Here is an 18,345-nt window from a genome sequence, read left to right on the forward strand (position 1 = left end):
AAAACTTTGGAGATTTATTCTACTTTTATTATTTTACTAATTTATCTATATAACTCGGTAGATTATTTATGATGTCTCTCGCATTTACTATGTAATTACTTTCACTTAGTTCATCTCCTATATATCCATGAATATACGCTCCAATCAAAGTCGATTCTAGTATTTTAGATGTTTGAGATAAAAAAGCATTAATTATTCCCGTTAAAGAGTCTCCCATTCCTCCTGAAGCCATTTTACTGTTTCCTGTAGTATTTATATACGTACTTACACCATCCGAAATCACAGTGTTATATCCCTTTAATAGAACGACTATTTTATATTTTTCAGCTACTTTCTTAGCTATGCTAATTCTGTCCTTTTCTACCTCTTCAATTGTCATTCCTAGAAAATTTGCCATTTCACCTGGATGAGGTGTAATTACCCCTCTTCCTTCTAACCTCTTTAAAAGTTTTTCATTTTCTTTAATTATTCCTATTCCATCCGCATCAACTATTATCGGGCACTTACTATTAGTAATAATATAATCAACCATTTCTTTTACCTTGATTCCATTTCCTATTCCTGGTCCAATTGCTATGGAATCTGCTTTACCTATTAAATCATATAATTTGTCATCCTCATAATTAATAGTCATAGCTTCAATTAGTTTTGTAGCTATTTGTCCTTGTACATTTCTATCACATATTAACGTTGTTAACCCTGCCCCTGCTCTTACTGTACATTCTGTTGTTATATACGCTGCACCAGAAAACCCTTCACTTCCTGCAAATATCAGTGCCCTCCCATAGTTTCCTTTATGTCCATATATCTTTCTCTTTGGAAGCATTTTAATGTATTCGCTCTTCTCTAAAATATGTACGGCTTCAGTATTTTGCTTCTTAATAATATCAGGTATACCTATGTTTAAAACTTTCAATTTACCAATATATCTTAAGGCATTATAATTTAAAAATCCTCTTTTTATTACTTCAAATGTATATGTACAATCCGCCATTATAGCAATACCTTTTTCTAATCCAGTATCACAATCCAATCCTGATGGAGCATCTATTGAAATTATTTTATTAGCATTTTTATTAATAGTATAAATTATTTTTTGAAAGATTCCTTCTATATCCCTAGATAATCCTACACCAAATAATCCATCAATAACAATATCATACTTATTTATATTTAGCTTAACTTCATCATCTATCTGAGATTCATTACATATGAGTGTTATCTTTTGTTCATCAAGTATTTTTCTTAATATATCATAATTTATCATGAAATCATTACTATAATTCTTATCTTTAGCTATTATAAAAACTTTTACATCCTTTCCAGCCAATACCAAATGCCTGGCTAATGCTAATGCATCACCTCCATTATTACCTTTTCCACATATTATTAGAAAACTGTTTCCTAAATTTTTTATTTCATTAAAAATTGAAATTGCTGCATTTTCCATGAGTATGATACTAGGAATATTAATTTTTTCTATAGCTTCTTCGTCTAACCCTTTACATTTATTTACAGATAAAATTTCAAGCATCTACATTTCCTCCATAATTGAATATGCTATAGCGTTGTCTTTACTATGTGATATGCTAACATGAATTTTAAAATTTCTTTTTCCTATAATCTCATAAATCTTTATACTTAAATTAACTATTGGCTTTCCCAAATTATCTCTCAAAATCTCAATATCCTTTAAACCAAATTGCCTAAATCCACTTCCTAACGCTTTGCTTACAGCTTCTTTTGCCGCAAAATTTCCTGCTATAGTATTTGCACTTAATTTTTTCGTTCTAAAATACTCTATTTCTTTTTCTGTGAATGCCTTTTCTAAAAATCCATCTGTTCTACTAACAGCCCTTTTAATTCTATCTATCTCTATAATATCTATTCCAACACCAATTATCATTTATACTCTTCTCCTCTCTAGTAATATATTACCACAGAGAATAAATATTATTATATTAATTGTGCTTCTTTCGATAATTCCATATCAAATTCATATGCATGTTCATCAACAAATTCACCTAATATATCTACCAAGTGTATAGGTGATACTTCATACTTACATAAATTCATGACAATCTGCTTTACTTTATGTCTTTGAGTAGATACAAGCTCTATGTTATCCTTTTCTTCTTTTATCTTTGTTAGTCCTTTATAATCTTTTCTTTCTACTTCTACCCCATATGCATCAAACCCACAGTATTGACTCTTAGTTATCCTATAAAAATATCTTAATTCAATTTCCTCATTTTGTCTAACAACACTATACTCTTCTAAAATCCTCATAACAAAACACCCCTTAATTTTTTTCTTACCTAAATATTAACATAATAAAAAATAATATGTTGTCAAAGCATGTACCCTCTCATAATAATTTGATTTATTTTTATTGACAATAAACTATTTAAACCTTCTTTTTTAACATATATAATACTTAATATTATTTATATTTAGTATTTATTTTTGTCGAAACATAGATAACTTGTATTATAAAATATAATTATAGATTTTCATTATATATGAAAAAAAGAAGCAAAATGCTTCCTTTTTCCATCTCATAATCCCATAATATTATTTTACCATACCACAATTGAAAAACAATTTAGATATCGTTTACATCTTTATTATACCACATTTTTTCTCAACTTCAACAGTATTTCAAAAAATTATTTAAATCTGAATTTTTTTCTATTATATACAAATTTAATATATATAAGTATATAATAACCAAAAATATATTTACCATCATACACTTACATATATTATATAAAATTTTAATTATCTTCTGTTCCTGTTTGTTCTCTTTTGCCACTAATAAATTTAAAATCTTCAGCTACAACTTCTGTGATATATTTTTTATTTCCTTCATTATCTTCATAACTTCCTGTTCTTAATCTTCCGCTTATAGTTATATAGTTACCTTTTTTAACATACTTGCAAACTATCTCGGCTTTTTTCCCCCATACTCTAACTGGAATAAAATCCGCCTCTCTAGACCCATCTGATAACTTAAAATTTCTTTGAACCGCAATAGTAAACTTCGTATAAACCTTATCTCCATTTTCTGTGTGTCTTAGTTCAGGGTCTCTAACAAGTCTTCCCATAAGTATTATTTTGTTCATATTAAACCTCCTGAATATTTATTTTCTAAAGTTATATCCAAATTTACATATAATATTCAGAAGTAATTATATTTTATTCTAATCTTTTTTGTTATTCTTAACATGTGTTATAACACAATTGATCTCTACTCCAAAAATAAAAATTAATGAAACAAGAAATAACCATGTCATAAGTATAAATACTGCTCCCAAACTTCCATAGAATCTTGAAAAATTTCTAAAGTTATTGATATAGTATGAAAATCCTAATGAGGATGCGCCCCATCCTATAGTACTAAAGATTGCACCAGGTATAACTTCACCCCATGTCAATCTTTTAGCCGGTGCCAATCTATATATAGCTGCAAAAATAAATATCATAATTAAAAACATAAGTGCATATCTGAAAGCAACCCATATAAATACTATAATATTATAGAACGGAAATATTGTTTCCAAATACCTTCCTATAACTCCACCAAAAACTAATATAGCTAGTGCTAATAAAATAATTATAGCTAATGCTAATATTCCTAACATAGATATAATAGATCTCTTTATAAATGATCGTGTTTCTTTAAAATTATAAGCCTTATTTACGCCCTTTATGACTGCTCTAAAACCTGATGAGGCAGTCCATACAGATAATAAAATAGATGCTCCTAATAATCCTGTATATTGTTTATCAAATACTTCATATACTATTGACTTCGTTAATTCAACTATACTTTCTGGAAGAACTGCATGCAATGCATTTAAAACATCCTCTGAACCGAAACTACTAAACCCAACTAAGGTTACTAAAAATATCATAAACGGAAAAAATGATAAAACTAAATAATATGCTAACTGAGAAGCTAATGCAAATATGTCATCATTCTTAACCTTAACTATAAGATGTATTAGAAAATTTATTTGACTTCTTATAGCTGATTTCAAATTTCTCATTTAATCACCATTTTCTTAATGTATTCTCTCTTAATATTTATACTATCCATACAGTAATTATATATTTATATTAATCTAGATTAATGTATCAAAATTATATAATAAAATGGTTGCAATTAAAATAATTCAACTCTAAAGATTAAGCTATACTATGTTAATAGTATAGCTTAATCTTTAAATGTATTTATAAAAATTAGTTAATCTCTATAATTTATAGATTTTTTCTCTATTGTTAACAACATTCTTAGTTGCATTTCTTGTGTCATATACAGCCTTTGCCCTAGCAACTATACTTTCATAATCATAACAACTGTGATTAGTAGTTATTATAACTATATCACTTTCATCAATAACTTCTTTCCAATCAACTGAATTATAAGTTTTATTTTTATATTTAGATACAGGACAATATGGATCATTTACCATAAGATCTGCGCCATTTTTTTCAAGTAATTCAATTACTTTAAACGCTGGAGATTCTCTATAGTCATCTATATCATTCTTGTATGCTACACCTAATAATAAAACCTTAGCTCCATTTAATGCTTTTTTATTTTTATTTAATATCTTCATTACATTATCTAAAACAAATTCAGGCATAGAATCATTAATTTCTCCTGATGTTTCTATTAATCTTGTATGATAGTCATATTCTTTCGCTTTCCATTCTAAATAGAAAGGATCTAATGGAATACAATGACCACCTAATCCTGGACCTGGATAGAAAGGCATAAACCCATATGGCTTTGTTTTAGCTGCATCTATCACTTCCCATACATCTATTCCCATTCTGTTACATAAAATAGCCATTTCATTAGCTAAACCTATGTTTATATTTCTAAATGTATTTTCCAATATTTTTTCCATTTCTGCTACTGCTGGTGATGATACTGTGTGTATATCTCCTTCTAATATATTTCTATATAATGCTGCAGCAACTTCTGTACATTCTTCTGTACAGCCACCTACAACCTTTGGAGTATTTTTAGTATTATATTCTTTATTACCTGGATCAACTCTTTCTGGTGAAAATGCTAAGAAAAAGTCTTCACCACATTTTAAACCACTTTCTTCCAAAATAGGCTTAAGTACTTCTTCTGTTGTCCCTGGATATGTTGTACTTTCAAGGATTACAAGCATTCCCTTATGTAAATATTGTGCAACACTTTTAGTTGAAGATACAACATAAGATAAATCTGGCTGCTTATATAAATCAAGTGGAGTAGGTACGCATATACATATTGTATCTACATCTTTTACAAAACTAAAATCAGCCGTTGCTCTTAGGGTTCCATCTTTAACTAATTTCTTTAGTTCTTCATCAACTACATCCCCAATATAGTTTTGGCCTGCATTTACTGATTCAACTTTCTTCTCTTGTACATCAAAACCTATAGTTTCATATCCTGCATTTGCTTTTTCTACTGCTAGCGGTAATCCTACATATCCAAGTCCTACCACCCCAACCTTAGCAGTCTTATTATTTATTTTTTCTAACAATTGTTCTTTTAAAATTGACATTTTAAACCTCCTGCTATTAATGCTTTAACAATGCATACTGCATAGTTAATAACCGTTTTATTACTTTATAGGTAATTAATAATAATATAATTTTAATACATTTTGATTAATCATTAATTGATTTCACTTCATCATTATTCTTTATATACTCTTCACCACATGCTCTGCAAGTTGCTTTTTCATTGTTAAAAATCAATCTTTCTCCACACTTACACACATATCCTAATACTCTTGCCGGATTTCCAACCACTAGAGCATAGTCTTGAACATCTTTAGTAACAACAGCTCCTGCTCCAATTAATGCGTATTTACCAATATTGTGACCACATACTATTGTAACATTTGCTCCAATAGATGAACCTTTTCCAATTATAGTTTCTCTATATTCTGTTTTTCTTTCTATAAAGCTTCTTGGATTAACTACGTTAGTAAAAACACATGAAGGTCCTAAAAAAACATCGTCTTCACAAATAACCCCTGTATAAACAGATACATTATTTTGTATTTTTACACCTTTACCGATTCTAACACCAGGTGATATAACAACATTTTGACCAATATTACACTTCTCACCTATTTCAGAATTACTCATCACATGAGAAAAATGCCATATCTTAGTACCCTTGCCTATCTTAACATTATCATCTACATAACTAGACTCATGAACAAAATACTCTTTTTCCATAGATTATCACCTACACATTCTTAATACTATCTACAATATATTGTATCTGTTCTTCACTTAATTCTGGATAAACTGGTATGGCAAATGTTCTATGAGAAAGATACTCTGCTACTGGCATGTCACCTTCTTTATATCCTAAGTCTGTATATACTTTTTGTAAATGTAATGGTACTGGATAATAAACACCAGTTGCAATACCTTTTTCTTTTAACTTAGCTAGCATTTCTTCCCTATTATCTGATTGTAATACATATTGGTGATATACAGTATCATTTTCTTCTCTAACTATTGGTGTAATAACATTAGAATCAATCAATTCTTCATCATATATTTTAGCAATTTCTCTTCTTCTTGAATTCCATTTATCTAAATGAGGCAATTTAACTCTTAATATCGCAGCCTGAATAGCATCTAATCTTGAATTATATCCTATTAAATAATTATAATACTTTAATGGATTATAAACAGTATCATCACCTGATTTAGATGTAACTACTTCTTCAGTAATATTATTCAATAAATTATATGCCTTTTGACCTGTTTCTCCACTTCCATGCGTTCTTAATGCTATTGCTATCGTAGCTACATTATCATCAGATGTTACTATCATTCCACCATCTCCAGCGCATGAAAGATTTTTTGTTGGGAAGAATGAAAAACAAGCTACATCACTAAGTGTACCTATCATTTTTCCTTTATACTTGGCACCAACTGCTTGACATGCATCTTCTATAACTTTCAAGTTGTGCTTTTTAGCTATTATGTTGATCTTATCCATATCAGCACTTTGACCAAATATATGTACTGGAATAATAGCTTTTGTTCTTTCTGTAATTTTTTCTTCTATTTTATCAGGATCTATATTAAACGTATCTTTTTCTACATCAACAAAAACAGGAGTTGCGCCTACTGCTGAAATACATTCGGCTGAAGCAAAATAAGTAAATGTTGAAGTTATTACTTCATCACCTTCTCCTATACCTAATGCTTTTAACGCTATAACTAATGCATCTGTACCATTCCCTACTGATATAGCATGCTTAGTTCCAATATAGTTTGCGAATTCCTTTTCAAATTCCGTTACATTTTTACCCATTATATATGCTGCTGACGACAACACATCTATAGTAGCTTTATCTAATTCTTTAGAAATAGAATTATATTGAGCTCTTAAATCAATTAATGGAATATTCATTTTTATCGCTCCTTCGGATAACTTATTAGTTTATAATATAACAAATTACAAACCATAGTATTTTTATAACCTATGCTAAAATACTCTCTAAATATATTTAACTAAATATCAAAACTCAAATCTAACATGAATATTTTAACATACTTAATTAGATAAATAAACTTTTGTTTTTACATTAATATTTGTTTATTGGATACCATTCTCTAGGTATTAATGAGCTATATTTATCTGTAGCATATCTATCATCAATCAATAAAACTCTGCCTTTGTCATTTTCAGTTCTTATTACTCTTCCAGCTCCTTGCTGAATTTTGTTTATTCCCGGATAAATATATGCATAATCATATCCATCTTTTCCATAAAACTCTTTTATTATTTCATTTTCAACATCTACTTTAGGGTAACCCACACCTATAATAATAGCTCCTATTAATTGTTCACCAGGTAAATCTATTCCTTCTGAAAACATACCTCCCATGACACATAATACTATAAGATTCCTGTTTTCCTTAAACTTCTCCAAAAATTCTACCTTTTCATTTTCTGTCATGTTTGGACTTTGTACCTGCAACACAAAATTATTCATATTACATTTATAACATTCCTCTGCAAGCTGCTTCATATATTCATATGATGGGCAAAAAACAATATAATTTCCGATTTCTTCATTTATAAAAGTATGTATCTTATTAAAAACTTTAGGCAATGTTTGTTTTCTATATTTATATCTAATATTTATAGTTGAAAGATACGTTTTTAAATTTTCTTTTTTAAATGGTGAAGGCAGTTTTACTCTATAACTTTCATCATTTCCTCCAAGCATATTAACATAATAATTAATTGGTGATAATGTTGCCGAAAAAAAGATAACTGAAGAACATTTCTCTATACATTTCTCTATATTTTTTGCAGGGTTAACACAAAATAAACTTATATTAATTTCTTTTCCATATTTTTTTATTAATGTAACATAGTTATCATCATATAATTGCATAATATTAATGAAAGAATATATCTCAAAATATAGTTGTAGTATTTGTTCATACCCTTCAAACTTGTTTCCTCTTATTAATATATCTTCACTTTCCTTTAAATATATCCTTAGTAGGTTAGAAAGCTCTTTAGGAGATTCTTTTTCGTAAAACCATTCTATATTTCTATGTTCACATTCATTTCTTAACCCTATAAAATAACTATTTATTTTACCTAATATAGAGTTTAATTTGCTCAATTTCCCTTTAGTAATCTTTTTACAGTCCATTATTATCTGTTTTTCAATAGTTGCAGAATACATATTCCTAGATCTATCTATTAAATTATGTGCTTCATCTACTAAAACTATATTTCCATCACTCTCTAATAATCTCCCAAGTGATACTTTAGGATCAAAGATATAATTATAATCACATATAATTGCATCGCAATACATACTAATATCTAATGATAGTTCAAATGGACATACCTCAAATTCTTTCGCATATTCTTGTATTATTTCAATTGATATTTTCCTCTCATTTCTCAAAATTTCATATATAGGTTTTTTAACCTTACCATAGTATCCTTTAGCATACTTGCATACTTCTGGATTACAGTCAAACTTTTCATTACAGCATGATTTTTCTTTAGCTGTAATAGTAATGCTTCTAAAATTCAATCCATTATCACGCAGCCTCTCAATAGCTTCATTTGCAACTTCTCTATTTATAGTTCGTGATGTTAAATAGACTATTCTTTCACCTAAACCTTCTCCTAAAGCTTTAATAGCTGGAAAAATAGTAGATATTGTTTTTCCTATTCCTGTTGGTGCTTGTGCAAATACTATCTCTTGTTCTTTTATTGTATTATACACTATGTTAATTAGTCTTCTTTGACCATTTCTATATTCTTCAAATGGAAATTTAGTACTTTTAGCCGTTAAATTTCTTTCTTTTTTTTGAAGATATATATAATAAATAAATTCCCCATATTCCTTAACCAAATTTTCTGTAAATTTTTTTAGTTCATTCATATCAAATTTTCTCTCGAAGCTTTTTACTTCATTACTTTCGAGTTGAAAATAAGATAATCTTATATAAACATGGTTAATATCAGTTTCACATCCATATATGAAGCCATAAACTTTAGCCTGAGCCCAGTGTAGCTCATTTAAATCATCAATATATGAGTACTTTTTATATGTAGATTTAATCTCTTCTATTATTATCTTATCATCTTCTTTAATAATTCCATCTGCTCTACCTTCTATTGTCACACAAAAATTCTTTGATTCAAAATCATGAGATAAATATACTTCTTTTTGAAAGTTTTCATAAATTTTTTCATTATCACTTTGCAATTTTTGATGTGCCTTTATCCCCTCTACTGCTCGCGCTGTTCCTGAAAATCGATTATCTATATCTCCATCTTTCAAACAAAATTCCACTAAATTTCGCACTGATTCCTTTATGATAATTTTATCCATGCATTTACCTCACTTAAGTGCTTAAAAACATAACTATCTATATAAGTATTAATATTATCTCTTAAATATTTTAAAAAAATTATAATCATCAATATTAACAAAAAACACTTGCTTAATCAGTATCAATATCTGTACTAATCAAGCAAGTGTTACATATATATTTTTAATCTTCATGATATTCGCTGACTATTTTTTGGACTAATTTTTTTATAACACTAGCTTCTGCTATTAATGTTAAGACTAATAAGAATATTCTTATTCTTTCTTCATCTTTATCTTTTAAATTGAATTCCTTTACCATCGTTTCAAGCTTTTCTTCATTAGTTAGTGAAGAAATTAAATAATCATTCATACTATCTTTTTGGATTGAAACAAATACTTTATATGCTTCTTCCCAAGATAATATATCATCACTTCTATCATTTATTTCGTTAAATGCCAATCTAAAGACTTTCTTTATTTCTTCTGTTGTTAATATAGGTCTCATATAACTAAGTAAAACTAATTGTACCAGGTGCATCTTAGTGTATCCTCTTTTTTTGCCATCCTCTGGCTTAGTTATTACCTCACTCTTGGTGTAATTTTGAACTATATTGTTAGTAAACTTCTCATTTACAAACTTATCATTTAAATAGTCTATAACTTGAGATAGAAACAAATCATATTTTGGTAGATCATCATATGAAATGGAGCTACTTTTGGACATTTCTTCTACTAATTCTTTTATATAGTCTGAATCAAATTTTTTATCCATACTATGTTACCTATACCTTTCTCATTCTTTTATCTATATTATATAGTATTTATCAACTTGTTACAAGTTTATTCTAACATCTTAATATTATTTATATTCTATATATTATCTATTCACAATAACAATTGCATGAATATGTATATCTGATAATAACGCACTATTCCTATTATACTCTAATAATTGTAAATTAAAAATATATTTAACTAGAAAAATCGTATTTTATATACGATTAATATCATTATAACATTATTTTGTTTAATTATGTAAATTCTTTTAATTCTTTAATTTAAATTTTTTATTTTGCTATAATATACTATAATATGCTATATATTTAATATAAAAGGTATTTTTAATAAAAAATTTTAAATTTCACATAATTTCTTGCAACTAAATCACCAAACTATCTTGACTTTTCTAAAAAATGGTAGTATATTTTAAACATAGTGGTTATTAAAGTTGAAATTTGTAATTTTTTATAAAGAAATCGAAATATTTATTGACTTTATATTACATACTTGGTAATATAACAGAGTAGAATGTCGAATTGTGTAATTAGGAGGAATTTTTTATGAAATCAACAGGTGTAGTTAGAAGAGTAGACGAATTAGGAAGAATAGTTATTCCTATAGAATTAAGAAGAACTTTAGATATTGCTGAGAAAGATGCATTAGAAATTTATGTTGACGGAGAACAAATCATATTAAAGAAATATGAACCAGCATGTATCTTCTGTGGAGATGCAAGAGATGTTATAAACTATAAAGGCAAAAATATCTGTGTTAAATGCTTAGAAGAAATCAAACAAGGTAGATAATACATATAGTTTAATATAAAAAAAGCAGTAAGATTTTACTGCTTTTTTGATTTCTGTATTATAATTATATTTTATAAATCAGTTGAGAATTTATATATCTCATTTTTAGGTAAATTTCTATCCTTAGCCACCATTTTAATTGCTTCTTTCTTACTGATTCCATTATTTATATAGGATAATATATGTTCTTCTATACTTAAATCAATCCAAATAGATTTTTTCTCTTCTTCTATGTCTTCAATTCTTTTCCCTTCTATTACAAGAACAAATTCCCCTCTTGGTTTATTAACTTGAAAATAATTTACTGATTCACTAATAGATCCTCTATAAATCTCCTCATATAATTTTGTTAATTCCCGGCAAACGGCTATTTTTCTATCGCCTAAATTACTCAGCAAAAAGCTTAATGTATCTAATAATCTATGTGGAGCTTCATATAATATAATTGTTTCTTGACAGTTTATTATATCTTGTATTATTGGTTTACGTTCTTTATTTTCTCTTGGTAGAAATCCTCTAAACAAGAATTTTGTCGTGTCCAATCCAGAATATACCAAGGCAGTAGTAAATGCTGTTGCTCCAGGTAATACTTCAAACTTAACCCCCTGCTCTATACAACATTTAACAATAACACTCCCCGGATCTGATATACCTGGCATACCAGCATCAGATACCAATGCAATTTTTTTGCCTTCATTAATCAAATTAATAATATCTTCACTTTTATTTTTCTCATTATATTTATGATAACTAATTAATGTCTTTTTTATTTCAAAATGATTTAATAATTTTAATGTTTGCCTTGTATCTTCTGCTGCAATCAAGTCTACATCATTTAATACTTCCAAAGCCCTCAATGTAATATCTTTGAGATTTCCAATTGGAGTTGGAACTATATATAATATACCTTTATCCATTCTTAAATCCTCCCATATATTTTATCTATCTCACTAGTATATTTCCCATTTTCATCATATACATATAATGGTTCATCCCATTTTAAATACGCACCACCATCACGTTGGCCTTCTACTAAAACTATATTAGGTGCTTTGCCTACTTTCGGATGTACCATTTTAACTCTTTTAGGCTCAATTTTATATTTCCTCATAAGACCAAATATATCAGCTAACCTTTCTGGTCTATGAACAATAAAAAGCCTTCCATTGTCTTTTAGTAAAGTTCTCGATGCAACTATAACATCCTCTAGATTACATAATATTTCATGCCTTGCAATAGCAAGCTTATCTAATGGATTCAAAATTCCTGAATTGTTTAGCTTATAAGGAGGATTTACTGTAACTACATCAAATCTTTCCAAACTTTTTAGATACTTTATATCTTTTAAATCATGATTTATGAAATGTAACTTTTCCTCCAAGTTATTCATATGAACACTTCTTTCAGCCATTTCAACCATATCTTCTTGTATTTCTAAACCGAAAACTTCTTTGGGTGAATACTTCCCATATATAAGAAATGGAACTATTCCTGTCCCTGTACATAAATCTATAACTCTAAAACTTCGTTTAACATTTGCAAAATGTGATAATAATACTGCATCTATTCCAAATTTAAATCCTTCTCTTTTTTGGATTAAATTTAAACCATTCAACTGTAAATCATCAATTAGTTCATCTTCTCTTATATAGCTAGATTGGTTATTATCCATGATTTATCTTCCTTTTCCTAATATACTTATTGTCAAAATATCTTTTAACCACATTATAGTATTACATTATAAAATATAAAAGTAAATAATTTTATATTTTATAATTAAAATCCCTCAAATATATGTAATATATTTGAGGGATTTATAATAATCTATAATTATGTTCTAAATAAACTATTAAAGTACTCTTCTTCCAGCATAGAATTTATATACTGGAGAAACTTTAACAACATCTCCTGTTTGTGGAGCATGTATCATATTTCCATTTCCAACATATATTCCAACATGTCCTGCATGCGTAAATATTAGGTCTCCCGGTTGAAGCTGGCTCTGGCTAACTGGTGTACCAACATTTATTTGTGAATATGTTGTTCTACTTATGTCTACACCTGCTGCATGTTTGTATACATATTGAGTAAATCCTGAGCAGTCAAATGTATTAGCTCCTGTAGCACCATATACATATGGCTTTCCTAGATGACTATATGCTTCATTTAAAATTGCTTGAGCATTTCCTGCTGAAGGTACACTAACTGAAGTTGTATTTCCTCTACTTGGAGTTTTAGCAGCTGAAGCTGCTCTTGCAGCTGCTGCTTCTGCAGCCTTTTTATCTGAAACCATTTTTTTAGCTTTTTCTATTTTATCATTTATTTCTGAAACAACAGTTGGACTCTTAATTTGATTATCTCTAATATTTCTTAATTGAGATATAGCACCTTCAAGTGCTGACACACTACTGCTTGAATCATCAATAGTAGCAAATTGTCCTGAAACTACTTCTCTCTCTATCTTAGATAGATATTCTGCATCAAATTTAGATTTTTCTGTCTTAGCTTGTGAAACTAATGATTCTTGTTCTTTTTTCTTCCCATCCAGCTCATCTAATGATGCTTGAACTTCTTGAGTGAGTTTATCAATTTCAGTTTTCTTTTCTTCTAAAGATTTCATTTTTTCACTCAATTCATCTTTTTTATCTATTATTTCTTCAATAGATTCCTTATCTTTATTAATAATTTTTCCTACTGCTCCAATTCTTGAGAAGAAATCACTTGTTGACTCCGCCTCAAACATAAAACTTAAATAACTAAACTCTAAATTACCTGATGTATATAAAGCCTTAACTCTTTGTCCTAATGCCTTATCCAAAGTATCTATTTCTTTTTCTGTTTGTTCAATATCCTTTGTTGTATTATCAATTGAATTGTTGATATTTGTTATTTCCTTTTTATTCTTATCAACAGTTAATTGTAACGGCTCTATTTTGGCATCTAAGTCGTAGATTTTATCTTCTATTTGTGAAATTTTATTTTCAATTTCCGCATATTTTTGTCTGGTATCACTTAGTTCTTGGTCACTAGGTGTTGCAATCGCAGGTATTGATCCACCCACAACGATTACTGTTGCTAAAAGAATAGCAAGCACTCTCTTTCTCATGAATAATCGGTCCCCCTGAACCTTCCCTCCTTTTATTTGCATGCGTTAGTAATATAATTATATCACCTAAATCCAATATGGACAATGGTGGTATATGGTTATATATCTAATATTTTTATAATTATATGTAAAATATCTGATTAATAGAGAAATTTATCTAATAAATTCTCACATATACTTAGATTCTACCTCTTTCCTAAAATTCCTCTAAATATATTTATTAATATATTTATTTTAGAAATTTACTATACTTGTCTTGACATTTAAAATATTAATATTATATAATTGTTTATAGTTCCGGGGTGTGGCGCAGATGGGAGCGCGCGTGGTTTGGGACCATGAGGTCGCAGGTTCGATCCCTGTCACCCCGACCACATTTTATAAAAAACTTAAGGATTATTCCTTAAGTTTTTTTATTATATATAGAAATGAGGAATATAATGTTTAAAGATATTAAAGCCGTTATTTTTGATTTAGACGGAACTCTAGTTGATTCAATGTGGGTATGGTCTAGGATAGATGATGAGTACTTAAAATCACATGGTTATACAACTCCTGAAAATCTAAATGCTGAAATAAATCATTTAAGTTTTACTCAAACTGCTCATTATTTTAAAGAACGATTTGAAATAAGTGATTCTATAGAAACTATACTAGAAACATGGAACACCATGGCTCTAAATCACTATAAAAAAAATGTGAAGCTAAAACCTGGAGTAAAAGAATTCCTAGACAAATTGAAATCTAATAATATATCAATTTCATTAGCAACTAGCAATTCTCAAAAATTATTACAAGCTTGTTTAAAGAGTAACGGAATCTATGAATATTTTGATGCCATAACAACAACAGATGAAGTCACTCGTGGAAAAAACTTCCCAGATGTTTACTTGTTAGCTGCTAAAAAAATGAATGTGTCAGCTAATAATTGTGCAGTATTTGAAGATATTCTTCCTGCAATAAAAGGCGCTAAATCTGCTAATATGAAAGTTTTCGCTGTAAAAGATGATGCTTGTGTCAATACTAAAGAAGATTTACTTGAGCATGCTGATATGTATATCGATTCATTTACTGAAATATTAGATTTATTTTAAATACAAATAAAAAAAGACTGATGAGTTTTAATATTATTGCCATATCCAAACTCTCAGTTCTTTTTTTATTTATTAAATATTTATTTTCTTTCTACACCATATTTATTTTCTAATTCTGATAAAATTTCACCGTATTTTTTATGTTGTCTTTCTTGTAATAATTGATTTATAACTGAATCTTTAACTTCATCAAAACTCTTTGCAGAAGCTTCATTCTTCTCTTCAACTAATACTAAATGATATCCAAATTGAGTCTTAACCGGATTAGTTACTACCCCTATTTCTGATTCGAATGCTGCTTTTTCAAATTCAGGAACCATCATTCCTTTTGAGAATGCTCCTAAATTTCCGCCTTGTTCTTTTGAAGGACATGTAGAATACTTTTTAGCTGCTTCTTCAAATGTTAATGATCCATTTGTGATTTCTTCTTTGATTTTAGAAGCTTCTTCTTCCGTAGTAACTAGTATATGTTTAGCTGATACAGTTGCTGGTTCAGAAAATGCATCCTTATTTTCTTCATAATATTTGTTAGCTTCTTCATCTGTTATAGTTATATCTGCTAAGACCTTATTTATAGCCATAGACGTTAATACCTCTTTTGCTATAGCTTCCATTTGCATTTTATATTCTTCTGTTTGATCTAATGCAATTTCTTTTCCGAATTTATTCATTAATTCAAATGATATTAATTGTTCTAATAATTGTTTTTTTCCTTGTTCACTTTGAAACATTGCTCTTCTGTCTTCTGGATATCTGTTTATTACAGCATTTAAGTCCTTTTCTGTTATTTCATAACCTGCAGCAACTGCTAACACTTTATTTTCCATGTGAATTCTCCTTTAAAATAAAATTTATATACCTTTTCATTTTAACAGTATATACATATACTAACAAGAATATAATAAATTTATTGCCTTTTTTTGATCAAAAATATGTTTTTGTATATACATTCTCCAAAGTGTTATAATAACCATGGGTGATATTTTATGTCTGAAATACTAAAAAACGATTGGAAAAACTATTTAAATACTGAATTTGAAAAAGACTATTATTTAAAATTAAGAGAATTTTTAAAAAACGAATATAATTCCAAAGTAATTTATCCTAATATGTATGATTTATTTAATGCCTTACATTTTACAAGTTATGAGGATACAAAGGTTGTCATATTAGGCCAAGATCCATATCACGGGCCTAAACAAGCACACGGATTAAGTTTTTCTGTTAACCCTGGAGTTAAGACACCACCATCTTTAGTTAATATTTATAAAGAACTACATGATGATTTAGGTTGTTATATTCCTAATAATGGCTACTTAAAGAAATGGGCTGATCAAGGAGTATTATTATTAAATACAGTATTAAGCGTAAGAGCTGGTGAAGCCAATTCTCATAGAAATAAAGGATGGGAACAATTCACTAATAGAGTTATAGAAGTTCTAAACCAAAAAGAAACTCCTATAGTATTTATATTATGGGGTAATAATGCTATATCAAAAACTAGTTTAATAACAAATCCAAAGCATTTTATAATTAAATCAGTACATCCTAGTCCTTTGTCTGCATCAAGAGGATTCTTTGGTAGTAAACCTTTTTCTAAAGCAAATGAGTTTTTGATATCAACAAATCAAAAACCTATTGATTGGCAAATAGAAAATATTTAATATTATTAATAATGGAGGAAATTCAATGAATTATACATTTACTTTCAAAGATAAAGAATATGTATTATCAAAAGAAAACTGTGAAGGAATTTTTTTTAATGATGATGAAATAGAAAATTTTAATTTAGAATTAATATTAGATATATTAATTAACTCTGACGAAGTTGATTTTTCAAAAGAATATTATACTGGACAATGTACCTGTAAGAAGCAAGAGCCATTAAACAAAGCTTATTGCTATTTAGAATATCATTTCTATATTTATACAAAAGATGATAAATACATTATTAGCACTATTTCTAGTGATTATGAAAACACTTCCTTCAATAAATTATTTAGCACAGGAAAAATTGATAATAGTTATATTGTCAGCATTGCTGTATGTCCTGAATGTGGGACTTATTCTATTGAAGTTAATCAATGTGAAGTATAAAAAACAAATTTATGTACATAACAATAATAAGTATTTAATTAAATCAAGTAATAGAATGCATTAAACCTAATAAATGCATTCTATTTTTATAAACTATTTTCAAATATAAAAAAGCACTAACATACGTTAGTGCTTTTGGTGGCTCGAACTGGAATCGAACCAGTGACACGAGGATTTTCAGTCCTCTGCTCTACCGACTGAGCTATCGAGCCATATTACCTGGCAACGTCCTACTCTCCCACACAGTTTCCCATGCAGTACCATCGGCGCTATAGACCTTAACTTTCCTGTTCGGAATGGGAAGGAGTGTTACCTCTATGCCGTCATCACCAGATCACAAGTAGTATTATATCGAGATAATAATATTATGTCAACACATTTTTTAAAAGTTTTTTATTTTTTATATAAATACTGTTATCTAACTAAACTTCTATCTCTATATTTAATGTTTCTAAACTCAATTTTTTCTTTATTGAATAATTTATATATTTCATTAATATTATTTTTTATATGCTGAAATTTTTACCTAATGAAATCAATACTTTTAATGTATTAATTTATAATAA

The 18,345-nt window shown here is 28.1% G+C and carries 18 protein-coding genes, 2 tRNA genes and 1 rRNA gene; 5 read left to right on the forward strand and 16 right to left on the reverse strand.

The features are described from left to right. Positions 1 to 28 precede the first annotated feature (28 nt). The 10 genes from BN2920_RS20645 to BN2920_RS20690 form a co-directional block, all read right to left on the reverse strand. The gene (locus BN2920_RS20645; protein ID WP_058296840.1) at positions 29 to 1,534 is read right to left on the reverse strand and encodes a bifunctional ADP-dependent NAD(P)H-hydrate dehydratase/NAD(P)H-hydrate epimerase; all 1,506 of its coding nucleotides are present in this window, start codon (positions 1,532 to 1,534) and stop codon (positions 29 to 31) included. Next, entirely contained in the window at positions 1,535 to 1,906 is a 372-nt protein-coding gene (gene acpS, locus BN2920_RS20650) for a holo-ACP synthase (RefSeq protein ID WP_058296841.1), read from the reverse strand. It abuts the gene before it with no gap. A gap of 50 nt (positions 1,907 to 1,956) precedes the next feature. Beyond that, positions 1,957 to 2,289 carry a DUF6514 family protein gene (locus BN2920_RS20655; RefSeq protein WP_058296842.1) on the reverse strand — a complete coding sequence of 111 codons (333 nt, stop codon included), beginning with the start codon at positions 2,287 to 2,289 and terminating at the stop codon, positions 1,957 to 1,959. Between the two features lie 488 nt (positions 2,290 to 2,777). After that, entirely contained in the window at positions 2,778 to 3,125 is a 348-nt protein-coding gene (locus BN2920_RS20660; RefSeq protein ID WP_058296843.1) for a single-stranded DNA-binding protein, read from the reverse strand. A gap of 78 nt (positions 3,126 to 3,203) precedes the next feature. Continuing rightward, positions 3,204 to 4,052: a YihY/virulence factor BrkB family protein gene (locus BN2920_RS20665; RefSeq protein WP_058296844.1), complete on the reverse strand. Its 849-nt coding sequence runs from the start codon at positions 4,050 to 4,052 to the stop codon at positions 3,204 to 3,206. 204 nt (positions 4,053 to 4,256) lie between these two features. Continuing rightward, entirely contained in the window at positions 4,257 to 5,573 is a 1,317-nt protein-coding gene (locus BN2920_RS20670) for a nucleotide sugar dehydrogenase (protein ID WP_058296845.1), read from the reverse strand. A 106-nt stretch (positions 5,574 to 5,679) separates the two neighbouring features. Beyond that, complete coding sequence (locus BN2920_RS20675; protein ID WP_058296846.1) at positions 5,680 to 6,258, reverse strand: acyltransferase; 579 nt, start codon at positions 6,256 to 6,258, stop codon at positions 5,680 to 5,682. A 10-nt stretch (positions 6,259 to 6,268) separates the two neighbouring features. Continuing rightward, a complete protein-coding gene (locus BN2920_RS20680) occupies positions 6,269 to 7,453 on the reverse strand; it encodes a DegT/DnrJ/EryC1/StrS family aminotransferase (protein WP_058296847.1) in 1,185 nt (394 codons plus the stop codon). A 175-nt stretch (positions 7,454 to 7,628) separates the two neighbouring features. Then, positions 7,629 to 9,914 (reverse strand): ATP-dependent DNA helicase, encoded by a 2,286-nt coding sequence (locus tag BN2920_RS20685; RefSeq protein WP_058296848.1) that lies wholly within the window; start codon positions 9,912 to 9,914, stop codon positions 7,629 to 7,631. Positions 9,915 to 10,077: 163 nt separating this feature from the next. Continuing rightward, positions 10,078 to 10,668: a DUF1836 domain-containing protein gene (locus BN2920_RS20690; protein WP_058296849.1), complete on the reverse strand. Its 591-nt coding sequence runs from the start codon at positions 10,666 to 10,668 to the stop codon at positions 10,078 to 10,080. Positions 10,669 to 11,236: 568 nt separating this feature from the next. On the opposite strand from BN2920_RS20690, the gene BN2920_RS20695 reads away from it, so the two are divergent. After that, a complete protein-coding gene (locus BN2920_RS20695) occupies positions 11,237 to 11,482 on the forward strand; it encodes an AbrB/MazE/SpoVT family DNA-binding domain-containing protein (protein WP_058296850.1) in 246 nt (81 codons plus the stop codon). Positions 11,483 to 11,553: 71 nt separating this feature from the next. On the opposite strand, the gene rsmI is transcribed toward BN2920_RS20695, so the two are convergent. The 3 genes from rsmI to BN2920_RS20710 all read right to left on the reverse strand — a co-directional run bounded on the left by rsmI (position 11,554) and on the right by BN2920_RS20710 (position 14,588). After that, a complete protein-coding gene (gene rsmI / locus BN2920_RS20700; protein ID WP_058296851.1) occupies positions 11,554 to 12,399 on the reverse strand; it encodes a 16S rRNA (cytidine(1402)-2'-O)-methyltransferase in 846 nt (281 codons plus the stop codon). Positions 12,400 to 12,401: 2 nt separating this feature from the next. Then, a complete protein-coding gene (locus tag BN2920_RS20705) occupies positions 12,402 to 13,154 on the reverse strand; it encodes a tRNA1(Val) (adenine(37)-N6)-methyltransferase (protein WP_058296852.1) in 753 nt (250 codons plus the stop codon). 177 nt (positions 13,155 to 13,331) lie between these two features. Continuing rightward, on the reverse strand, positions 13,332 to 14,588 hold the full coding sequence (locus BN2920_RS20710; RefSeq protein ID WP_058296853.1) for a C40 family peptidase: 1,257 nt from the start codon (positions 14,586 to 14,588) through the stop codon (positions 13,332 to 13,334). 298 nt (positions 14,589 to 14,886) lie between these two features. Here BN2920_RS20710 and BN2920_RS20715 point away from each other — a divergent pair. Together BN2920_RS20715 and BN2920_RS20720 are read left to right on the forward strand one after the other, a co-directional pair. After that, a tRNA-Pro gene (locus BN2920_RS20715) sits at positions 14,887 to 14,962 on the forward strand. A gap of 66 nt (positions 14,963 to 15,028) precedes the next feature. Beyond that, positions 15,029 to 15,682 (forward strand): HAD family hydrolase, encoded by a 654-nt coding sequence (locus BN2920_RS20720; protein ID WP_058296854.1) that lies wholly within the window; start codon positions 15,029 to 15,031, stop codon positions 15,680 to 15,682. An 80-nt stretch (positions 15,683 to 15,762) separates the two neighbouring features. Here BN2920_RS20720 and BN2920_RS20725 read toward each other — a convergent pair whose 3' ends face one another. Continuing rightward, entirely contained in the window at positions 15,763 to 16,509 is a 747-nt protein-coding gene (locus tag BN2920_RS20725; RefSeq protein ID WP_058296855.1) for a peptidylprolyl isomerase, read from the reverse strand. Between the two features lie 159 nt (positions 16,510 to 16,668). Between BN2920_RS20725 and BN2920_RS20730 the strand changes: the two genes are divergently transcribed. Further along, positions 16,669 to 17,346: a uracil-DNA glycosylase gene (locus tag BN2920_RS20730; RefSeq protein ID WP_058296856.1), complete on the forward strand. Its 678-nt coding sequence runs from the start codon at positions 16,669 to 16,671 to the stop codon at positions 17,344 to 17,346. Positions 17,347 to 17,371: 25 nt separating this feature from the next. Beyond that, entirely contained in the window at positions 17,372 to 17,779 is a 408-nt protein-coding gene (locus tag BN2920_RS20735; RefSeq protein ID WP_058296857.1) for a DUF3785 family protein, read from the forward strand. Positions 17,780 to 17,915: 136 nt separating this feature from the next. Here the strand turns inward: BN2920_RS20735 and BN2920_RS20740 are convergent. Both BN2920_RS20740 and rrf read right to left on the reverse strand, forming a co-directional pair. Then, positions 17,916 to 17,991 (reverse strand) — tRNA-Phe (locus BN2920_RS20740). A gap of 5 nt (positions 17,992 to 17,996) precedes the next feature. Then, positions 17,997 to 18,113: ribosomal RNA gene (gene rrf / locus BN2920_RS20745) — 5S ribosomal RNA — on the reverse strand. Positions 18,114 to 18,345 lie beyond the last annotated feature (232 nt).

It is taken from the genome of Clostridium neonatale (assembly GCF_001458595.1).
GTDB lineage: Bacteria > Bacillota > Clostridia > Clostridiales > Clostridiaceae > Clostridium > Clostridium neonatale.